Source organism: Paenibacillus sp. 22594, from assembly GCF_052044425.1.
In the GTDB taxonomy this organism is placed as follows: domain Bacteria; phylum Bacillota; class Bacilli; order Paenibacillales; family Paenibacillaceae; genus Paenibacillus_AQ.
In genome coordinates this window covers 108,000-124,523 of record NZ_JBQENA010000012.1, presented here as the reverse complement: position 1 = coordinate 124,523, position 16,524 = coordinate 108,000, and the positions used below count along the sequence as shown (strand labels likewise).

Below are 16,524 nucleotides of genomic sequence, written 5' to 3'. Positions count from 1 at the left end.
CACTTAATATTTTGCTCGAAAAGGTGGATATTGTTGCAAAGGAGTTATCCCTTAATGGAGCCGGCGGTCACACCTTCAACAATATAACGCTGCAGCGACAGGAAGAACAAGAGAATTGGCGTAATCGCCATAACCAGACCCGCGAGGGCAAGATCCCACTTCTTGGTGTACTGGCCGAAGAACTTGGTCACAGCCACCGGCAATGTGGTCAGATCCTTATTGCCTCCAATCACAAGCACCGGAAGCAGATAGTCATTCCAGATCCACAGTGTGTTCAGAATAATAACAGTTACGATAATAGGCATCAGCAGCGGGAAGACGATTTTGAAGAACACCCCATACGGGCTTGAGCCGTCGACCCGGGCCGCTTCCTCCAGCTCAATGGGCACGCTCTTGATGAAACCGTGGAACAGGAACACGGACAACGGCATCCCGAAGCCGAGATAGCAGGCGACAATGCCGTATAGTTCACCGCGCATCTCCAGTATGCTGGTTACCCGGACCAATTGCAGCATCAGGGACTGGAATGGGATGATCATTGCCGATACGAGCAGCAGGAATACAAAGGAATTGAAACGCGACGGCTTCCGGACGATCTGGTAAGCGGCCATGGAGCTGAACATCACGATGAAGATCACGCTCAGGACCGTAATTTGCAGCGAGTTCCAGAATGCCTGCGGGAAGTTGATGGCGTCCCATACCTTTGAGTAATTATCCCACTGGTAAACCTGCGGGAAGGATGCGGCATCCATCAGAATTTCCTTCAGTCCCTTCACCGAGTTGCTCAGCACCAGGTAGAACGGAGAGAGGAACACAAGAGCCAGAAGAATGGCGGCGATCTCTAGAATGAAATTTCGGAGACGGTATCTGCTGTTCTGCATTATGCCGACACCTCCTTACGTTTAGTGATCCAGACCTGGGTGACAGTGATTAGGGAGACGGCGAAGAAGAAGAGCAGGGCTTTGGCGGTGCCGAGTCCATAACGGTTGTTGATCAGCGCTTCCGCATAGATGTTATAGGCGAGCGATTGGGTGGAGGTACCCGGTCCGCCTTTGGTCAGTGACAGATTGAGATCGAACATTTTGAAGGCATTCGAAGTGGTCAGGAACAGACAAATGGTGATGGCGGGCATGATCAGCGGGACATAGACGCTCTTGAACAGCTGTGGAGCGCGTGCGCCGTCGATTTTAGCTGCTTCGATCAGGTCCTTCGGAATTCCGGCCAGTCCGGCGATGTAAATCACCATCATATACCCGGCAGTCTGCCAGACGAATACGATGACCAGACCCCAGAATCCGGTGCCCGGCGTACCCAGCCAAGGGAGCTTGAAGAAGGAAATGCCGGTGATGTCGCCAATCGTGGCGAAACCTTTGGTGAAAATAAACTGCCAGATGTAGCCCAGCAGAATACCGCCGATCACATTGGGCATAAAGAAGATGGTACGCAGTACCTTTTTGGTCTTCAGCGTCGTCATTAGCAGGAATGCGAGCAGGAGTGCCAGCACGTTAGCGGCGATCACGGATACGATGGTGAAGCGCAAGGTGAACAGCAGGGATTCCCAGAATTTGTCGTCATTCGTAAAAATCCGTTTCCAGTTGGCCACACCCGTCCAGACCGCTTTGTCCAGATCAAGCCCGTTCCAGTCGGTGGAGGAGTAATAGAAACCAAGGATGAAGGGTGTGACCACAATGGTCAGGAAAAAGAGCAGGGCGGGCCAGAGGAAAATAATTTGCTGTCCCCAGCCTCGTTGCAGGCGCAGAGCTTTTCTCATATGGAGTCTCCTTTGTAAGTTAATCTACGGGTTCACACCTTCATTATAGGAACAGGCAGGAATGATCAACACTCAATTTGATGATGATAAAAGTGGATTATATTGCAGCGGATGCTAACCAAATTTCCAGGAGGCCTAATCATGTTCAAAAACAGCATCCGGACCCGGCTAATGGCGCTTGTGCTGCTGGCCTCGGTGATTCCGTCAGCCATTTCGGTTACATTCTCTTATCTATATACCAAGCAATCGGTTACCGAACAGTCAGTGAAGCAGAACACAAAGCTGCTGACCCTCGGGGAGGCTAATCTGAGCAGCTACTTCAGCGGCATGAGTCAGCGGGCCCTGTCGCTGTATAGCGGGATCAATGTGCCCAGCTCTTTTTATACCACACTGCTCACCTCCAAAAGCCAGAAAGACGTTCCGCCCGGCACCGCTGTTCCCGATACCCGGGCAGTGATCTCCACCCAGATGTATAACCTGTTCCTCTCCGACCGGAACACCTTTCAGATTCATCTGTATGTGCGGGCGGTCCAGCAGTCCAATCTGCTGCTCGGCGGATATTTCCGCCGGGAGGTAAACAGCAGCTATGCCCTGGAGAAGCATCTGGAAGGAACATACCGTCCTTACATTGAGGTCACACATATGGATCACCAATTCGGGATGAAGTCCGGGTTCCCTAATTTAAAGCCGGGGATTGAACCGGTATTTACTGCCCATTTCCCCATTTACAAAACTCCAAGCGCGGACGTTTTGGCTGATCTCTCCATAGACTACCGTCTCACAGAGCTGGAGGGGATCGTCAAATCCATGTACAATTCCGATACGGAACGCCTTTATGTGCTGAATGATCAGGGTCAAGCACTGTTCGCCTCCGACCCCGAGTGGATTGGCAAACCGTTCAAGGCAGGCTGGAGCCAGCTTCCTGGAAACAAGGGCAGCGGCCATTTTACCTGGAAGAAGGATGGATTTGAGGGGATTGTCATGTATCGGCATATAGAGGACCCTCTGTTCAAGGGCAGTATTATCAAGCTGGTTCCCTACGAGGATCTGTACGGCGATGCCAGGATCATTACCCGGTTCAATGCCGGAATTGGCGTATTGTTTCTGTTTGTGGGCGGAATCAGCGCGGTGCTCATCTCCATTGGCTTCACCAGACCGATCAAGAAGCTGATCTCTTTCACCCAGAAGGTGCAGATTGGGCAGCTCGATGCGCATATGGATGTGGAACGGGAAGATGAATTCGGCCTGCTGACGCGCAAAATCACCGGCATGACCCGGACGATCAATGATCTGATCCTCAAGGAATACAAGCTGGAGCTGGCGAACAAGACCAACCAGCTGAAGGCCCTGCAGGCCCAGGTCAATCCGCATTTTCTGTATAATGCCCTGCAGTCTATCGCCAGTTTGTCCTTGCGGTACAACGCGCCCAAGGTATATGACCTCATCTATTCACTTGGCAGTATGATGCGATATTCCATGAATACAGAACGCACGCAGGTGCCGCTCCGCGACGAAATCGAGCATGTGCAGAACTATGTTATTCTACAGACAGAGCGGTTCGGGGAAGAGAACCTGCACCTTGATGTCGATGCTGAAGAGGAAGCGCTGGAGGTAGTGGTGCCCAAGATGATTCTGCAGCCTATCGTGGAGAATATCTTCAAGCATGGCTTTGCGGACGGCATCCGGGGCGGGCTCATTTCCATCGCCTGCGTGGTGGATACTCAGGGCCGGTTAGTGCTTGCCGTCAAGGATAACGGCAAAGGGATTGCACCTGAGCGGCTGGAGGAAATCAATGCTTTACTTGCAGGCAACAGAGGAACAGAGCATGAAGAGATTGGACTGTACAATGTGTTGGCCCGGCTCCGTTTGCAGATGAGCAGCGGGGCGGAGCTGCTGCTGCGTGATAATGGGGACCGGGGCCTAACGGTCACGCTCATGATTCCGCTGGACAGCATATAAATCACTTACACAAAGGAGCGGCGGGCAATGAAGGTGCTGATAGTCGATGATGAGAAGCATGTTAGAGAGGCAATCCGCTATTTTGTACCGTGGGAGAAACATCATATTACCGATATCTATGAGGCTACCAACGGGCAGGAAGCGATGCGGATCATGCAGGAGCATCAGCCTGCGATTGTCTTCACGGATATGCGGATGCCGCTCATGGATGGAGCGGAGCTGCTGGAATGGCTGCACACCCACTATCCGTATACGAAGACCATTGTGATCAGCGGTTATCAGGACTTTAACTATGTGAAGCCTGCGATTGTTTTCGGCGGAACCGATTATTTGCTGAAGCCGCTGAACAGCAAGCAGCTGATCGCTGCGGCCGAGCATGCCTTCAAGTTGTGGCTGGAGGAGGAGGAGGGCCGGCAGCAGGCGCAGCGTCAGAATATGCAGCTAAATGTGCTGCGTCCGCTCTACTGGGATAAGGTACTCTCGGATCTGGTGGCTGGACAGGCTTCCTTTCAGGAGCTGAAGCATTCGCTGAGCGAAGAACTCGGCATGCCGCTGTTTGCGGCAGAGTGCAGAATTGCGGTCATCTCGCTCCAGGGAGCGGACTGCCGGCTGCTGCAGAGATTTCACGGCGATGTGGGTCTGACCTCTTTTGTGCTGGCAAATGTCTGCAATGAAGTGCTTGCCCCGAAGCAGATCGGCTTCGCTTTCCGCAGCTGGCAGAGGGGGGCGGACCTTGTCCTTCTGTTCTGGGCAGCTGTCGCGGAGGTGGAGGTAGAGATGCGCCGCATTAACGAGTCCATTAGGCAGACCTATGGTGTGCAGATGGATATCGGGCTCAGTCTTCCCGCGGCCTTTCCAGGAGGATTGCAAACGGCGTTCTACCAGGCAGGACAGGGTCTGAACGAGCGGAATCTGCTGCAGCGGGAAGGGCGGATTCACCTGTACCGGGAGTATTTGGAGGAGAGTGGGCCTGCACGGGACTACGCCTCCGAAACTCAGCTGGACAAGCTGAGAGTAGCGGTTCTCTCCGGAGACTTGGACAAAATGGAGCGGGTCGTAGACGAATGGTCAGACCAGTTGTCCGGTCTGCCTCTGTTAACGGAGAGCCGGTTCCTGCAGCTTCAGCAAGAGATTGCAGAGGTGCTGAAACGTTGGCGGCCGGATGAGGAGATTTCGTTAGACATTTGCTATGACAGCGAGGGCCTCTTCTCCGTGGAGAATTGGCGGGATCAGCTCAAGGCGGTGATTCAGCGCTTGTCCAAGGGGAACACCCAGGCACCGGACAGCCGGCTTGTGGAGGAGATCAGGCAGTATCTCCATCAGAACTATGCCCGGGATATGACGCTGCAGCATATTGCGGAACAATTTTTTATCAGCAGGGAGAATGTCTCACGGAAGTTCAAACAGATCACCGGGGAGAATCTGTCTGATTATTTGACCGGCCTCCGGGTAGACAAAGCCAAAACGCTGCTGCAGAATACGAATCTCCGGCTGTCACAAATTTCGGAGCTGGTCGGGTATGAGGATGAGAAATATTTCAGCCGTGTCTTCAAAAAGTCCACCGGGCAAACGCCCAGAGAATACCGTAGGCAGGGAGAAACCCTCTAGTAAATATTTCTGCCGGGCCTTTCAGCTTTTCCCAGCTTTTAACCGATAGTAAAAGTGTAGGCAAATGTACATATTTATTCGGTCGATTCGGGAGGACGGGGTATGGAAAGGTATTTAGGCAAAAAAATAAAAAATGACTTGATCAATGCCTATGGAGTAACAGTAATCCCTGCGAACAGTGTTCTGAATGCAGAGCATCTGGAGCTTATCCGCAAGCAGAAGATCAATGTACTCGACATCATCTTTGCAGGTGAGGCGGGGCAGGCACCTTCCTGCAAAGAGATGACATATAACGTAGTGAACGTATCAAAGAATTTGTTCGAGTCCGTAAGAATCTCGCGTAAGGTTCCTCTGGCAGATATCCGCAAAGAGGTCGTGCCTGTTGTTCAGGAAATATCTAGGAATCCGGATATTTTTGCGTTGTTCAGTGCGATTCAGGGCAAAGATGATTATACATACCAGCATAATATTGGAGTGGGTGTATTATCCACGCTTATCGGCAGATGGCTTAACATGAGTGAGGCAGAGCTGTCCGTGCTATCTTTGGCCGCGACTCTTCATGACATCGGCAAGCTGAAGATTCCCACGGAGATATTGAACAAACCAGGCAAGCTGACCCCGGACGAATACGAATTAGTCAAAAAACATACCATTCTGGGTTATGAAATGCTGAAGGAAACCACGGGGGCCAATTCCCATATTACACTGACGGCATTGCAGCATCATGAGCGGAATGACGGCAGAGGCTATCCCTTGGGTCTAAAAGAAGAGCAGATTGATTCTTATAGCAAGATCGTGGCTGTGGCCGATATATTTCACGCTATGTCCTCCAGACGCCCTTATCATGAACCGGTTCCTTTCCATGTCATTGTCGATCAGATGAGAAGGGGGAGCTTCGGTGCGCTTGACCCGAATATCGTGTCAGTATTTCTTGAGAATATCGTGAAACGCACCGTGGGCCGCGAAGTGGTTCTGACAGACGGGCGGATCGGTGAGATTGTCTACTTGAACCCGCATGATATTGAAACCCCTTTAGTGAAGATTGATGACGAGTATATAGACTTGAGTAAGCTGAAAACCATTAAAATTAAAGAGATCAGTATCGAGTAATGCGTTAGATGCTGCGTTTTTAGTCAAAATAGTCTGCCAGCCCATCGGCAATCGCCTTGGCAGCCTTTTTCTGATAAGACGCTTTGCGGACGATGGACTCGTCGGAACGGTTGGTCAGAAAACCAAGCTCCACCAGCGTTGCCGGGAGGCTGTTCTCCCGCAGAATATGATAATCCCCAAAGGATAGTCCATTGCTCTTCAGGCCAATCCCTTGCCGGAGCCGGTTCTCAATGGAACGGGCCAGCCGCAGATCATTATTCTCTGAGTAAAAAAAAGTGAGGGTCCCCGATACCTTCTTCGGAGAAGAATTATAATGAATGCTGACAAAAGCGTCTGCCCGCAGTTGCTGCCCGATCTGTACCCGCCGGGCGAGGGAAGGTTTCTGGTCTCCCCGTGTACGGGTCAGCTCCACCTGTGCTCCTTTGGCTCTCAGATAATCCCGCACATAAAAAGCGGTCTGCAGCGTCAAGTCCTTCTCCATCGTGTCAAAGCTTGTGCCCAGCATGCCGGGATCACTTCCCCCGTGTCCGGGGTCAATGACGATAAGCTTTCCGCGGATGCTCCCGGAGGTCTTGGCATTACTGCTCCCGCCGCCCCAGCTTGTACTTCCTCCGGCAATATATTGACCGGATACCCAGCCAATCTCTCCGCTCGTGGTACGAATGCGTGCCCAATCTCCTTGACGAAGCAATACAGTAATGGAATCCCCTTCTTTCAAAGATCCCAGCACGTGATACCCGGTTCCCGGGCCTCCCCTGATCCGCAGGGAAGAGGCGGTGACGTGAGCACTTCCGCCGGCACTGCCAGAGGGTTTGTCCGTAGTCTTGACGGAAGCCCCAGCTGTTGTGGTCCCCGAAGCAGCGGCGCTTGTTCCACCGGTTCGTTTGAGATAATATCCGGCGACCCAGCCGGAGACGGAACCGGCCCGCACCTTGAGCCAGCCGTGCTGCTCGTCTGTTACGGTGACCAGCGCTCCGCTTTGTAGCGTTCCGTTCACAGACGCGCTTGCGGCCGGCTCACTGCGGACGTTCAGGGAAGAGGCGTAAACCTTTGCCGTATAGGCTCCGGCAGCATGGGCTGATTCAGTCTGCAGAGCGGTGGATAGTAATAAAGTGACGGCTAGCATGGATGCAGATATTGTTTTTTTGAAAATGTATGAATTTATTGGTTTCACGCTATAAACTTCCCTTTCTTGTTTCAGGAATAGATTAAAGGTTTATTACCCGCTCCGGCGGGAGAGAAACCGCAGATAGTCAAAATTTAAATTGAAAACTGTCTCTGTTCCAGGTCCGCAATCACCTGTATAATTATTACATATCGGGGAAGACGACAAAGGAGTGCCGACGTGACCAGACCGAAATTATTTATTGGATCTTCCAGAGAATCCATCCGTTACGCACGGGCGATACATGAGCAGCTGAAACGGGAAGCTCAGGTCAATCCGTGGTATGCCAATGCTTTCCGGGCAAATGAATATACCATGGAAGCGCTGGAACGAAATCTTGATGATAGTGATTTTGCCGTATTTGTGTTCTCGCCGGATGATGTAGCCAGAATCCGCGGTAAATATTATTATGTGACCCGTGATAATACACAGTTCGAAATGGGCTTGTTCTGGGCCCGGCTGCGCCGGAGCCGTGTGTTCTGTCTGCTTCCGGACCAGGTGCCTGTCCGTAAAGATTTAATTCCGGGAGAGAATATTGAGGAGTATCACTTGCTCTCGGATCTATCCGGCCTCACCCCGCTGGAATACGAATGGCAGCATGAGAACCCGGTGGCAGCCGTAGATGTCAGCTGCGGCAAGATTATCGACAGCATTCAGGAGCTGGGAAGCTTCCGTGATCCGCAGAGGGAGCTGGAACATCTGAAGCTGGAACTTAGGCGGAAAGAAAGTATCCTTCACTTCTTCTGGCAATATAATAGTAATGTGTCTACTCCCGATGACAGGGAGAAATATCAGGCGCTCAGCGAGGCGGTCCGCAATTCCTTTCTGCCGCCCAAGCATTGCCGGGTGATTGGCGCAGCTATGTGGCAGGCCCGTGAGCAGGAGGGGCTGGTGCAGGTGGGCGGTAATGTGGGGCGCGGACATTCCTATCCTTTTTCAATGACTGAAGAAAAGGGCTCCCGTCCGGGTGTGGTGGATGCTTTTTTAGCCAAAGAATGGACCTTTTTGCAGCGTACCGAAGTTGCTGAGGTATATATCCTATGCTATCCTTTAGGTGAGAGGCATGTCCTTTCTGTTCATTTTTCCGGAAACGACGGATTGTCTGCGGATGATCTGACCGAGGTTGTGTCGTACAACCGGGATTTGTTCCGTACCGTCAATCATTTAGTGGGAGGGGACTGACACGATGAAGAATATGAAGAATGCAGTCAGTTTATCCAGTGCTGTCCGCCGAACCGCGAACAGCAGCACCGGCAGTGAAGGCGGCAAAGGCCGCATGAAGCGAAAGACAGGAGCGGGAAGGCCCACTAAGCTGTCACCTTCGACCATGAACGTATATATTGCGCCTTCTCTTGAAGGCGGAGACGACGAATACAAGAAGCTCATCAGCGGGAAGGTTGACAATACCAAGCCTTCGTTTGCTTAACCGGTGCTTCACCAGGATAGGTCCCCAGTACATACTGGGGACCCTCTTTTTGTGCTAACGGGTTGATTCGTTTACAAAGTATCTGAAAAGGTGGACGGAAACGCAGCCGCCAATCCTTTTTTTCCTTCTGCAGTTATAACAATGGCTCTTGTACGAGGGAGTCTGTTCACCCAATGGTGTTCCAGCAGAAGCTGAAGAATAGCAGCTCCCAAGGCCCCGGCAAGATGGTAACGCCTTTCGCTCCAGTCCAGACATTTGGGGGCAAAGGCGCGCCTGCATTTTCTAACCTCATCCAGGTTTATTCCCAGCCTGCCCAAGACAAGTTCACCTGTGGTTGTAATGGAGAAGCCCTTTGCTTCCTCCGCTATAATCCCCTCAAGCAGCAAAGCTTCTGTTAACTGCACCCCGAATTTTCCGGCCAGATGGTCATAACAGGTTCTGGCTTCGCGCATGGCATGATCCTGTACGGAGTGGCGAAGGGAATTAACCTTCACTGGAGGCGAGATGGATAACAACAGCTCTACCACTTGGGCGATTTCCGGACTGGCGATGCCATAATAACGGTGTCTGCCCTGGGTATGAACGGTGAGTACGCCACTTTCAGCCATTTTGTTAAGATGGAAGCTGGCGGTCTGAGGTTTGATTCCGGCTACATAAGCCAGCTCCGTGGCAGGGTGGAGTCCGCCGTCCATCAATGCTGTCAATATGCTTGCCCGGGACGGTTCACTGATCAGGGATGCCACTCGGGCAACGGCTGGATTAGCTTGCATCGTATATCCTCCTTCTGTATTCCATATTTCGATGAATATTGTAAGATCTCTATTTTACAATAGAATCGAATATACTTGCAGAGGAGCTTAAATGATGAATAATTTTGCAGAAACCCACCGAACGGTACCGATACATCCGAAAATTCTTTATTACGGGACGCCGGTCATCCTGTTGACGACACTAAATGAGGATTTAACCGTTAATATAAGTCCGATTTCCTCTTCGTGGGCTTTAGGAGATCATATTATTTTGGGACTGGGAATCAACGGAAAAGCATTGGAAAACCTCAAACGGATGCCTGAATGCGTGATCAATCTGCCTGATGCTTCCCAATGGGAGCAGGTGGAAGCATTAGCTAGACTGACAGGGAAAAATCCGGTCCCTGTTGAAAAGAAGGGAGCCGGATTTATTTTTGAAAAGGATAAATTTGCTCATTCAGGCTTTACGCAGGTTGTATCCACTACGGTACAAACAGCCAGAATCGCCGAATGCCCGATCCAGATTGAAGCGCGGGTGAAGCATATCCGTATTCCGGAGGATTCACCGCATTTTGCTATTGTTGAAACGAAAAGCACACAGGTGCATGTCCATAAGGAACTGGTTACCGGTGAACATCATATTCTTCCGTCAAGCTGGAACCCGCTGATCTATAATTTCCGCCATTACTTTGGATTAAGTGCGGAGCTTGGTAAATCATACCGGTCAGAGACGTAAAAATTAACGGTGTTAAAGTTCACGGGCTGGCGAAATTCCGCTGCTCTTCTTGGCAATTTCTCTGCGTACAACCGGGGCTACCTCAGTAGCCAGCAGTTCAATCGACGTAGCCACCTTATTGTAGGGAATTCCGCCGATATCCAATTGGGTCATGAAGCGGTTGTGGCCGAACAGCTCGTGCTGGTAAAGGATCTTCTCAATAATCTGCTGTGGGCTGCCGACAGCCAGAGTGTTGACCGGAGATACGAAGTGGCCAAAATCGCTGCGGGAGACGCGGTATTCCTGGTTACGGCTTGGACTAATGGCATTGCGGTAGCTGTAATAGTAGGGATAATATTCGTCCAGCGCCTGTTGTGAAGTCTTGGCAATGTAGCCATGGCTCGTAATGGCGATCTTAAGGTCTGCTGCTGCATGTCCGGCCGCAGCTCCGCTCTTGCGGTAAGTATTGGCAAGGTTCTGGAAAGGCTCCGGGCTGCCGCTTAGAATGGCGATGGCCATACCTATGCCGAGACGGCCGGCCTGTTCGGCGCTTTCGGCCGAGCCCCCGATGCCGACCCAGAGCGGAAGCCTCTGTTGTAGAGGACGCGGGGCGATCTCGGCATTGTGCAGCGGTGAGCGGAAATGCCCTTTCCAATTCATGACCTCCTGCTGGTTGAGCTGCAGCAGAAGCTCCAGATTCTCAGTAAAGAGCTGTTTGTAGTCTTCCAGTTCATAGCCGAACAGCGGGAAGGATTCCAGAAATGCACCCCGTCCCGAGATGATTTCCGCGCGTCCGCCGGACAGCAAGTCAAGGGAAGCAAAATCCTCAAACACCCGCACCGGATCGATAGTACTCAGCACGGTGGTTGCGCTGGTCAGCTTGATCCGCTTCGTCACTTGAGAGATGGCGGCGAGCACCACGGGAACTGAGGAGATCACAAAGTCCAGCCGGTGATGTTCACCCACCCCGAATACATCAAGCCCCGCTTCATCAGCCAGCTTGGCGGCCTCGATGACTTCATTCATACGCTGCTGAGGGCTGATGCGCTGCCCTGTGTGGCAGTCGGTTACAATATCCCCCAATGTGTAAATGCCAAATTCAAATTCCGGTAAGGTTTCTTCTATAGTATTGTTGTCCATCGTTCAAACCCCTTGTTATTTAAGTGTTAGTGTTTTCCTATCCGATTGAGAGGAAGAATATAAGTTATTGTATCACAATAACTTACAAAATGTAAGTACATGAGTGTAAGTTGGCAGATGTGTTTGAATCCATGATTTTGCTTAGGATTAGTGTATTGGATTTTTCCGTTTTCATCCATGAACTGCTGCTGCCCTGGGTTTTGATTTAAATTTTTTTGTGAAAAAGGTGATCCAAAAATATAAACTCTGCGATTCATTAGAGTAGGCAGGATTTAGCACATGCGTTGATGAGAGAGAGTTTCTCCAATTTGGCCCATTCACATGAGCCCAGGCTCACCCCATTCCAAGGAGGTAAGAAGATGAAGCTGAAGAAATTGCTAGCCCCTGTACTTAGTTTGTCCCTGATGCTGCCTGTGATGGCGAATGCGGCAGCCGCCCCGCCTCAAGCGGTTGTGGATACACCGGCCGCCCAGCTCAGAGCGAGTCTCGACTACCTGCTGTCCGAGCATTTCGCCCTTGCCGTTACCGCGATGACCAAAGCCTATGACGGTTCCAGGGATGCTGCTGCCGCTTATCAGGCACTGGACCAGAATGCGCTGGACATGCAGCCGGCGATTACCTCGCTGTACGGCAAAGCCGGAGGTACGGAATTTGAACGGATCTTTCGCGAACATAACAAATATACGGATGATTTGGTCAAAGCCGTCAAAGCGAATGACACCGCCGCCCGTCAAAAGGCAGAGCAGGAGGTTCAGGGCTTCGTCACGGAGTTTGCTGCTTTTCTGAGTACCGCAACTGCCAGCAAACTTCCGCAAACAGCGGCAGAAGAAGCGATTCGCAGTCATGAAAATCATGTACAGCAGGTATTCGATGCTTATGTAGCCGGTGATTATAACAAGGCCTATACGACCTATCGCACAGGTTTTCAGGAAATGTTCACGATCAGCAAGGTGTTGTCTACAGCAATTGCCACGCAAATGCCGGATAAATTCCAGAACACCCGTCCGGATACCAAGGCTGCTGACCTCCGTTCAGCGCTGAACAGTGTAGCTGCCGAGCATTTTGCGCTCTCGGTACTGGAAATGCAGAAGCAATTTGACGGAAAAGCCGACTACCAGGCTCTCATTAACGCCGAAGCGGGCAACACAGCTGATTTCAAAGCGGCTGTTGCCTCGATCTACGGCACTGCTGGCGGGGATGCTTTTGAACAGATATGGGTGGGTAACCATATCACTGCCCAAAGCGATTATGTGAATGCGGTGAAGAACAATGATGCTGCCGCGCGTGCAGCCGTTCTGGCCCGGATCGACGGTTTCACTATGGAGCTGGGCAAATTTCTGGGCACTGCAACGGCCGGGAACCTGCCGGCAAGTGCGGCACAGACTGCACTGAAGGCCCATGAAGGCCAGGTGCAGAGCACGTTGGATCAGTATGCTGCCGGAGATTATACGGCTTCTTATACCACAAACCGTGCAGGCTATAAAACGATGTTCGGCGTAGGATTGGCCCTGTCGGGAGCGATTGTCGCACAGTTCAACGACAAGTTCCAGGAAGCGGCAGTTCCGGCCAGCATGACCACGGTATGGATGAAGCTGAACAGCAAAGAACTGAACATTAACGGAATCGTAACGATGATGGATACAAGGCCTTCGAATAGGAGTGGTACAACATATATCCCGCTGCGTTACCTTGGTGAGGGCATTGGAGCAAAAGTGAAATATGATCACCAGACCCGCACCGTATGGGTAATGGCGGGCAGCGATACGTTGAAGTTCTGGATGGACAGCAATGTAATGGAAGTCAATGGTATGCAAAAATCTGTCGGCGCCAAAGTCATCATTAACAAAGATGGCAGAACGATGGTTCCCCTTCGCTTCATTGCTGAACTTCTGCAATGGAATGTAACCTGGAACCAGACGGAAGGTCTGATTACGCTGACGAAAGAGATGTAAAACAAAGGAGGAAATCCTTCCAAACGAATCTCTTAAGCCCGGATGTGCGTGAACCTGTTCAGCTTGCTGCTGCGAGGCGCATGGCCTTCGGGCTTTTTTTTTGCCGCCAAGGAAGATATGATATGCTTTAGGACAAGCCATGCGAAATTTTACGGGAGGTATTATGGAACAGCAAGGGATTTGGGCAATAAGTATTTTTCTGCTTACATACGCATTGATTATTTCCGAGAAGGTTCACCGCACGATTGTGGCGATGCTGGGAGCCTTGATTATGATTGGGGTAGGAATTGTCTCGCAGGACACAGCTCTGGAGCATATTGATTTCAATACGCTTGGCCTGCTGGTGGGGATGATGATGATGGTGGGGATTACCGCGGAGACTGGTTTGTTCAGTTACGTGGCGGTAAAAGCAGCCAAGCTGGCTAAGGGTGAGCCAAGGCGGATTCTAGTGGCTTTGGTGCTCGTTACAGCGCTATGCTCGGCATTTCTGGATAATGTGACCACGGTCCTGCTCATGGTACCGATTACCTTCAGCATTACGAGGCAGCTGCGAATCAAACCAATGCCGTTTCTGCTATCGCAGATCGTTGCCTCGAACGTTGGCGGTACAGCGACACTGATTGGAGACCCGCCGAATATTATGATCGGCAGTGCCGTGAAAGAACTGACGTTCATGGCGTTTATCAACAACCTCACTCCGGTGATCCTGATCATCATTCTGGCATATTTGCCGCTGTTTCTGCTGATGTTCGGCAAACAGCTCAAGACTTCCCCTGAACTGCAGCGGAGAATAATGGAGATGGATGAACATGCGATGCTTAAGGACCGCAGGCTGCTGCGCAAGTGTCTGTGGGTGCTGGGACTGACGATTCTGGGCTTCTTCCTGCATCAGTCGATTCATCTGGAGTCGGCAACAGTGGCGTTGGCTGGAGCTTTTGTGCTGCTTCTCCTGACTGGAGGAGAAAAGATGCTGCTTAAGGCTTTTAAAAGTGTGGAATGGATTACGATATTTTTCTTTATCGGTCTGTTTGTGCTCGTATCTGGCCTAGTGGAGACGGGTGTGATCGCTGAATTGGCAGGGAAAGCGATGGAGCTTACCGGTGGAAATCTGGTAGCCAGCTCGATGCTGATCTTATGGCTGAGCGCGCTGGCCTCGGCTTTTCTGGACAACATTCCTTTTGTCGCAACGATGATTCCTCTGATTCAGGAGATGGGAACGCTGGGTATCCACAACCTGGAGCCTTTATGGTGGAGTCTCGCACTCGGGGCATGTCTGGGAGGGAACGGGACGCTGATTGGCGCAAGTGCGAATCTTATTGTAGCAGGCCTTGCGGCAAAAGAAGGACATCCGATCACCTTCATGAGATATTTGAAATTCGGCTTTCCTCTGATGCTGCTGTCGATTGTAATCTCAAGCGTGTATATCTATCTGAGATATCTGGTCTAACCTTTGCCATTTGATTAGTATTCCAACTGATCTGGTTAATTTTACTGTATACGCAGAAGCTGGATAATATTATACTTAAGAGAACTGGCCATTTCTTTCAGCAGGCGGAGTTCTCTCCACACTAACAAACCATACACAAAAGAATATAATGCTGGAGGAAATTGAATGAGCACTACGGAACTTACTAGCCAACTATCCAGTTATACAGGAAGACTGCTTCGGGAGCGTTTCGGGAAAGGACCCGAGTCTATCCATGCATCTATAGGGAAGCAATGCATAGCCCTGCATATACGTAATTTTATCGGACCTGTGGAGCGGTTTCTGCTGAACAAGGAAGAGGAACAGGCTTTCCGGTACACACGTGAACTTTTAATGAAATCGCTGCTTCCGGAGCTTTCAGCGTACCTGAAGGACATGATGGCTATTGAGGTCGGCGAGCTTTTTTATGATTGGGGGATACATAACGCTTCAGGAATGATCGTTGCGCTCACCAAGCAGGATGGAGCAGGAATTGACGATTATGCTGGACGGGATGAGGTTCATGCCCAAATTAACGAGGTAAGCAGAAAGGTGCAGAAGGAGCCGGTACATACCGATTCCTGGTGGCTGGGCCCCCGCACCCTGATTATTAAACGTGAAGGTATTCTGATTCCTTTGGAGAAGGAATTAATTGGCCTTGGTTATGAGAACACACTCAAAACAACCAAACGCAAGATGGAAAAACGATACTTGGAGGATACCACCACGATTGCGCCGATGCTTGGCAAAGAGCTTGCCGACATTTATGTGGATTGGGATTTCGACAAAGATACCAGCGTAATAGCCTATACTTTTCTATAGTCACCATCATATGAGGCGGAAATGAGTCGGACATGCGAATGAGCCGAACATGAGCCGGAGAAGGGGGATTTATCCCCTTTCTTCGGCTTTTTATTTTTTCTGCTGTCTCATAGGGAGAGTTACGCTGGACATTTAGGGGGACATGCTGGTGGAGGAATCTAAGCAGACAGTGCTGTACGTGGAAGATAATCAACTCAATATGGCTTTAATGCATCATATCTTCAAAAAAAATCTGCCCTCTGTAATATTGCTGAAAGCTGAGACGGCAGCGCTGGGTCTTCAGATCGCCCGGCAGACACTGCCGGATCTGATTATTCTGGATATTGGCCTGCCCGACCTGAATGGATATGAAGCGATGGACCGGCTGCAAAATGATGAATTAACACGTCCGATACCGGTGCTGGCGATCAGCGCCTTTGCCCAGAGTTCTGATATCGAACGGGCGCAAAATGCAGGATTTTCCGGTTATATGACCAAGCCGTTTCAGGTTAAGGCCCTTACAGAGGCTGTGGAGAAGTTTTTATCCGGAATTGACTGATGCTGCAGACATTTCAGAGGAGAAGAACCAGCTTAGATTACCATTTGACATTCGCCTGATAATGCAAGATATTAATACTGAAGATTTTAACTAAAATTCTTGCG

General features: G+C 50.8%; 15 protein-coding genes. 10 read left to right on the top strand and 5 right to left on the bottom strand.

The window, feature by feature from the left end:
• Window positions 1-44: 44 nt before the first annotated feature.
• Together ACTJKB_RS27465 and ACTJKB_RS27460 are read right to left on the bottom strand one after the other, a co-directional pair.
• The gene (locus ACTJKB_RS27465) at window positions 45-881 is read right to left on the bottom strand and encodes a carbohydrate ABC transporter permease (protein ID WP_440837498.1); all 837 of its coding nucleotides are present in this window, start codon (window positions 879-881) and stop codon (window positions 45-47) included.
• The gene (locus tag ACTJKB_RS27460; protein ID WP_440837497.1) at window positions 881-1,771 is read right to left on the bottom strand and encodes a carbohydrate ABC transporter permease; all 891 of its coding nucleotides are present in this window, start codon (window positions 1,769-1,771) and stop codon (window positions 881-883) included. Before ACTJKB_RS27460 ends, ACTJKB_RS27465 begins: the two co-directional genes overlap by 1 nt.
• A gap of 141 nt (window positions 1,772-1,912) precedes the next feature.
• On the opposite strand from ACTJKB_RS27460, the gene ACTJKB_RS27455 reads away from it, so the two are divergent.
• The 3 genes from ACTJKB_RS27455 (at window position 1,913) to ACTJKB_RS27445 (ending at window position 6,448) form a co-directional block, all read left to right on the top strand.
• Window positions 1,913-3,730, top strand: coding sequence for a sensor histidine kinase (locus ACTJKB_RS27455; RefSeq protein WP_440837496.1), 1,818 nt, complete (start codon window positions 1,913-1,915; stop codon window positions 3,728-3,730).
• A 27-nt stretch (window positions 3,731-3,757) separates the two neighbouring features.
• Entirely contained in the window at window positions 3,758-5,338 is a 1,581-nt protein-coding gene (locus ACTJKB_RS27450; protein ID WP_440837495.1) for a response regulator, read from the top strand.
• Window positions 5,339-5,440: 102 nt separating this feature from the next.
• Window positions 5,441-6,448 carry an HD-GYP domain-containing protein gene (locus ACTJKB_RS27445; protein ID WP_440837494.1) on the top strand — a complete coding sequence of 336 codons (1,008 nt, stop codon included), beginning with the start codon at window positions 5,441-5,443 and terminating at the stop codon, window positions 6,446-6,448.
• A 19-nt stretch (window positions 6,449-6,467) separates the two neighbouring features.
• Here ACTJKB_RS27445 and ACTJKB_RS27440 read toward each other — a convergent pair whose 3' ends face one another.
• Window positions 6,468-7,622 (bottom strand): N-acetylmuramoyl-L-alanine amidase, encoded by a 1,155-nt coding sequence (locus ACTJKB_RS27440; RefSeq protein ID WP_440837493.1) that lies wholly within the window; start codon window positions 7,620-7,622, stop codon window positions 6,468-6,470.
• A 171-nt stretch (window positions 7,623-7,793) separates the two neighbouring features.
• Between ACTJKB_RS27440 and ACTJKB_RS27435 the strand changes: the two genes are divergently transcribed.
• Entirely contained in the window at window positions 7,794-8,795 is a 1,002-nt protein-coding gene (locus tag ACTJKB_RS27435; protein WP_440837492.1) for a TIR domain-containing protein, read from the top strand.
• A gap of 4 nt (window positions 8,796-8,799) precedes the next feature.
• Window positions 8,800-9,039, top strand: a complete 240-nt coding sequence (locus tag ACTJKB_RS27430; protein ID WP_074085027.1) for a hypothetical protein — start codon at window positions 8,800-8,802, stop codon at window positions 9,037-9,039.
• Window positions 9,040-9,110: 71 nt separating this feature from the next.
• Here the strand turns inward: ACTJKB_RS27430 and ACTJKB_RS27425 are convergent, their stop codons facing one another.
• Entirely contained in the window at window positions 9,111-9,809 is a 699-nt protein-coding gene (locus tag ACTJKB_RS27425; RefSeq protein WP_440837491.1) for an ArsR/SmtB family transcription factor, read from the bottom strand.
• 94 nt (window positions 9,810-9,903) lie between these two features.
• Between ACTJKB_RS27425 and ACTJKB_RS27420 the strand changes: the two genes are divergently transcribed.
• Window positions 9,904-10,524, top strand: coding sequence for a flavin reductase family protein (locus ACTJKB_RS27420; protein ID WP_440837490.1), 621 nt, complete (start codon window positions 9,904-9,906; stop codon window positions 10,522-10,524).
• A 12-nt stretch (window positions 10,525-10,536) separates the two neighbouring features.
• On the opposite strand, the gene ACTJKB_RS27415 is transcribed toward ACTJKB_RS27420, so the two are convergent.
• Window positions 10,537-11,643 carry an LLM class flavin-dependent oxidoreductase gene (locus ACTJKB_RS27415; protein WP_440837489.1) on the bottom strand — a complete coding sequence of 369 codons (1,107 nt, stop codon included), beginning with the start codon at window positions 11,641-11,643 and terminating at the stop codon, window positions 10,537-10,539.
• A 359-nt stretch (window positions 11,644-12,002) separates the two neighbouring features.
• Here ACTJKB_RS27415 and ACTJKB_RS27410 point away from each other — a divergent pair, with 359 nt between their 5' ends.
• The 4 genes from ACTJKB_RS27410 (at window position 12,003) to ACTJKB_RS27395 (ending at window position 16,420) form a co-directional block, all read left to right on the top strand.
• Window positions 12,003-13,595, top strand: a complete 1,593-nt coding sequence (locus tag ACTJKB_RS27410; protein ID WP_440837488.1) for a copper amine oxidase N-terminal domain-containing protein — start codon at window positions 12,003-12,005, stop codon at window positions 13,593-13,595.
• A 163-nt stretch (window positions 13,596-13,758) separates the two neighbouring features.
• Window positions 13,759-15,042: an SLC13 family permease gene (locus ACTJKB_RS27405; protein WP_440837526.1), complete on the top strand. Its 1,284-nt coding sequence runs from the start codon at window positions 13,759-13,761 to the stop codon at window positions 15,040-15,042.
• Window positions 15,043-15,207: 165 nt separating this feature from the next.
• Window positions 15,208-15,882, top strand: coding sequence for a Na-translocating system protein MpsC family protein (locus ACTJKB_RS27400; protein WP_440837487.1), 675 nt, complete (start codon window positions 15,208-15,210; stop codon window positions 15,880-15,882).
• Window positions 15,883-16,030: 148 nt separating this feature from the next.
• Window positions 16,031-16,420 carry a response regulator gene (locus ACTJKB_RS27395; RefSeq protein WP_440837486.1) on the top strand — a complete coding sequence of 130 codons (390 nt, stop codon included), beginning with the start codon at window positions 16,031-16,033 and terminating at the stop codon, window positions 16,418-16,420.
• The last annotated feature ends 104 nt before the right edge of the window (window positions 16,421-16,524 follow it).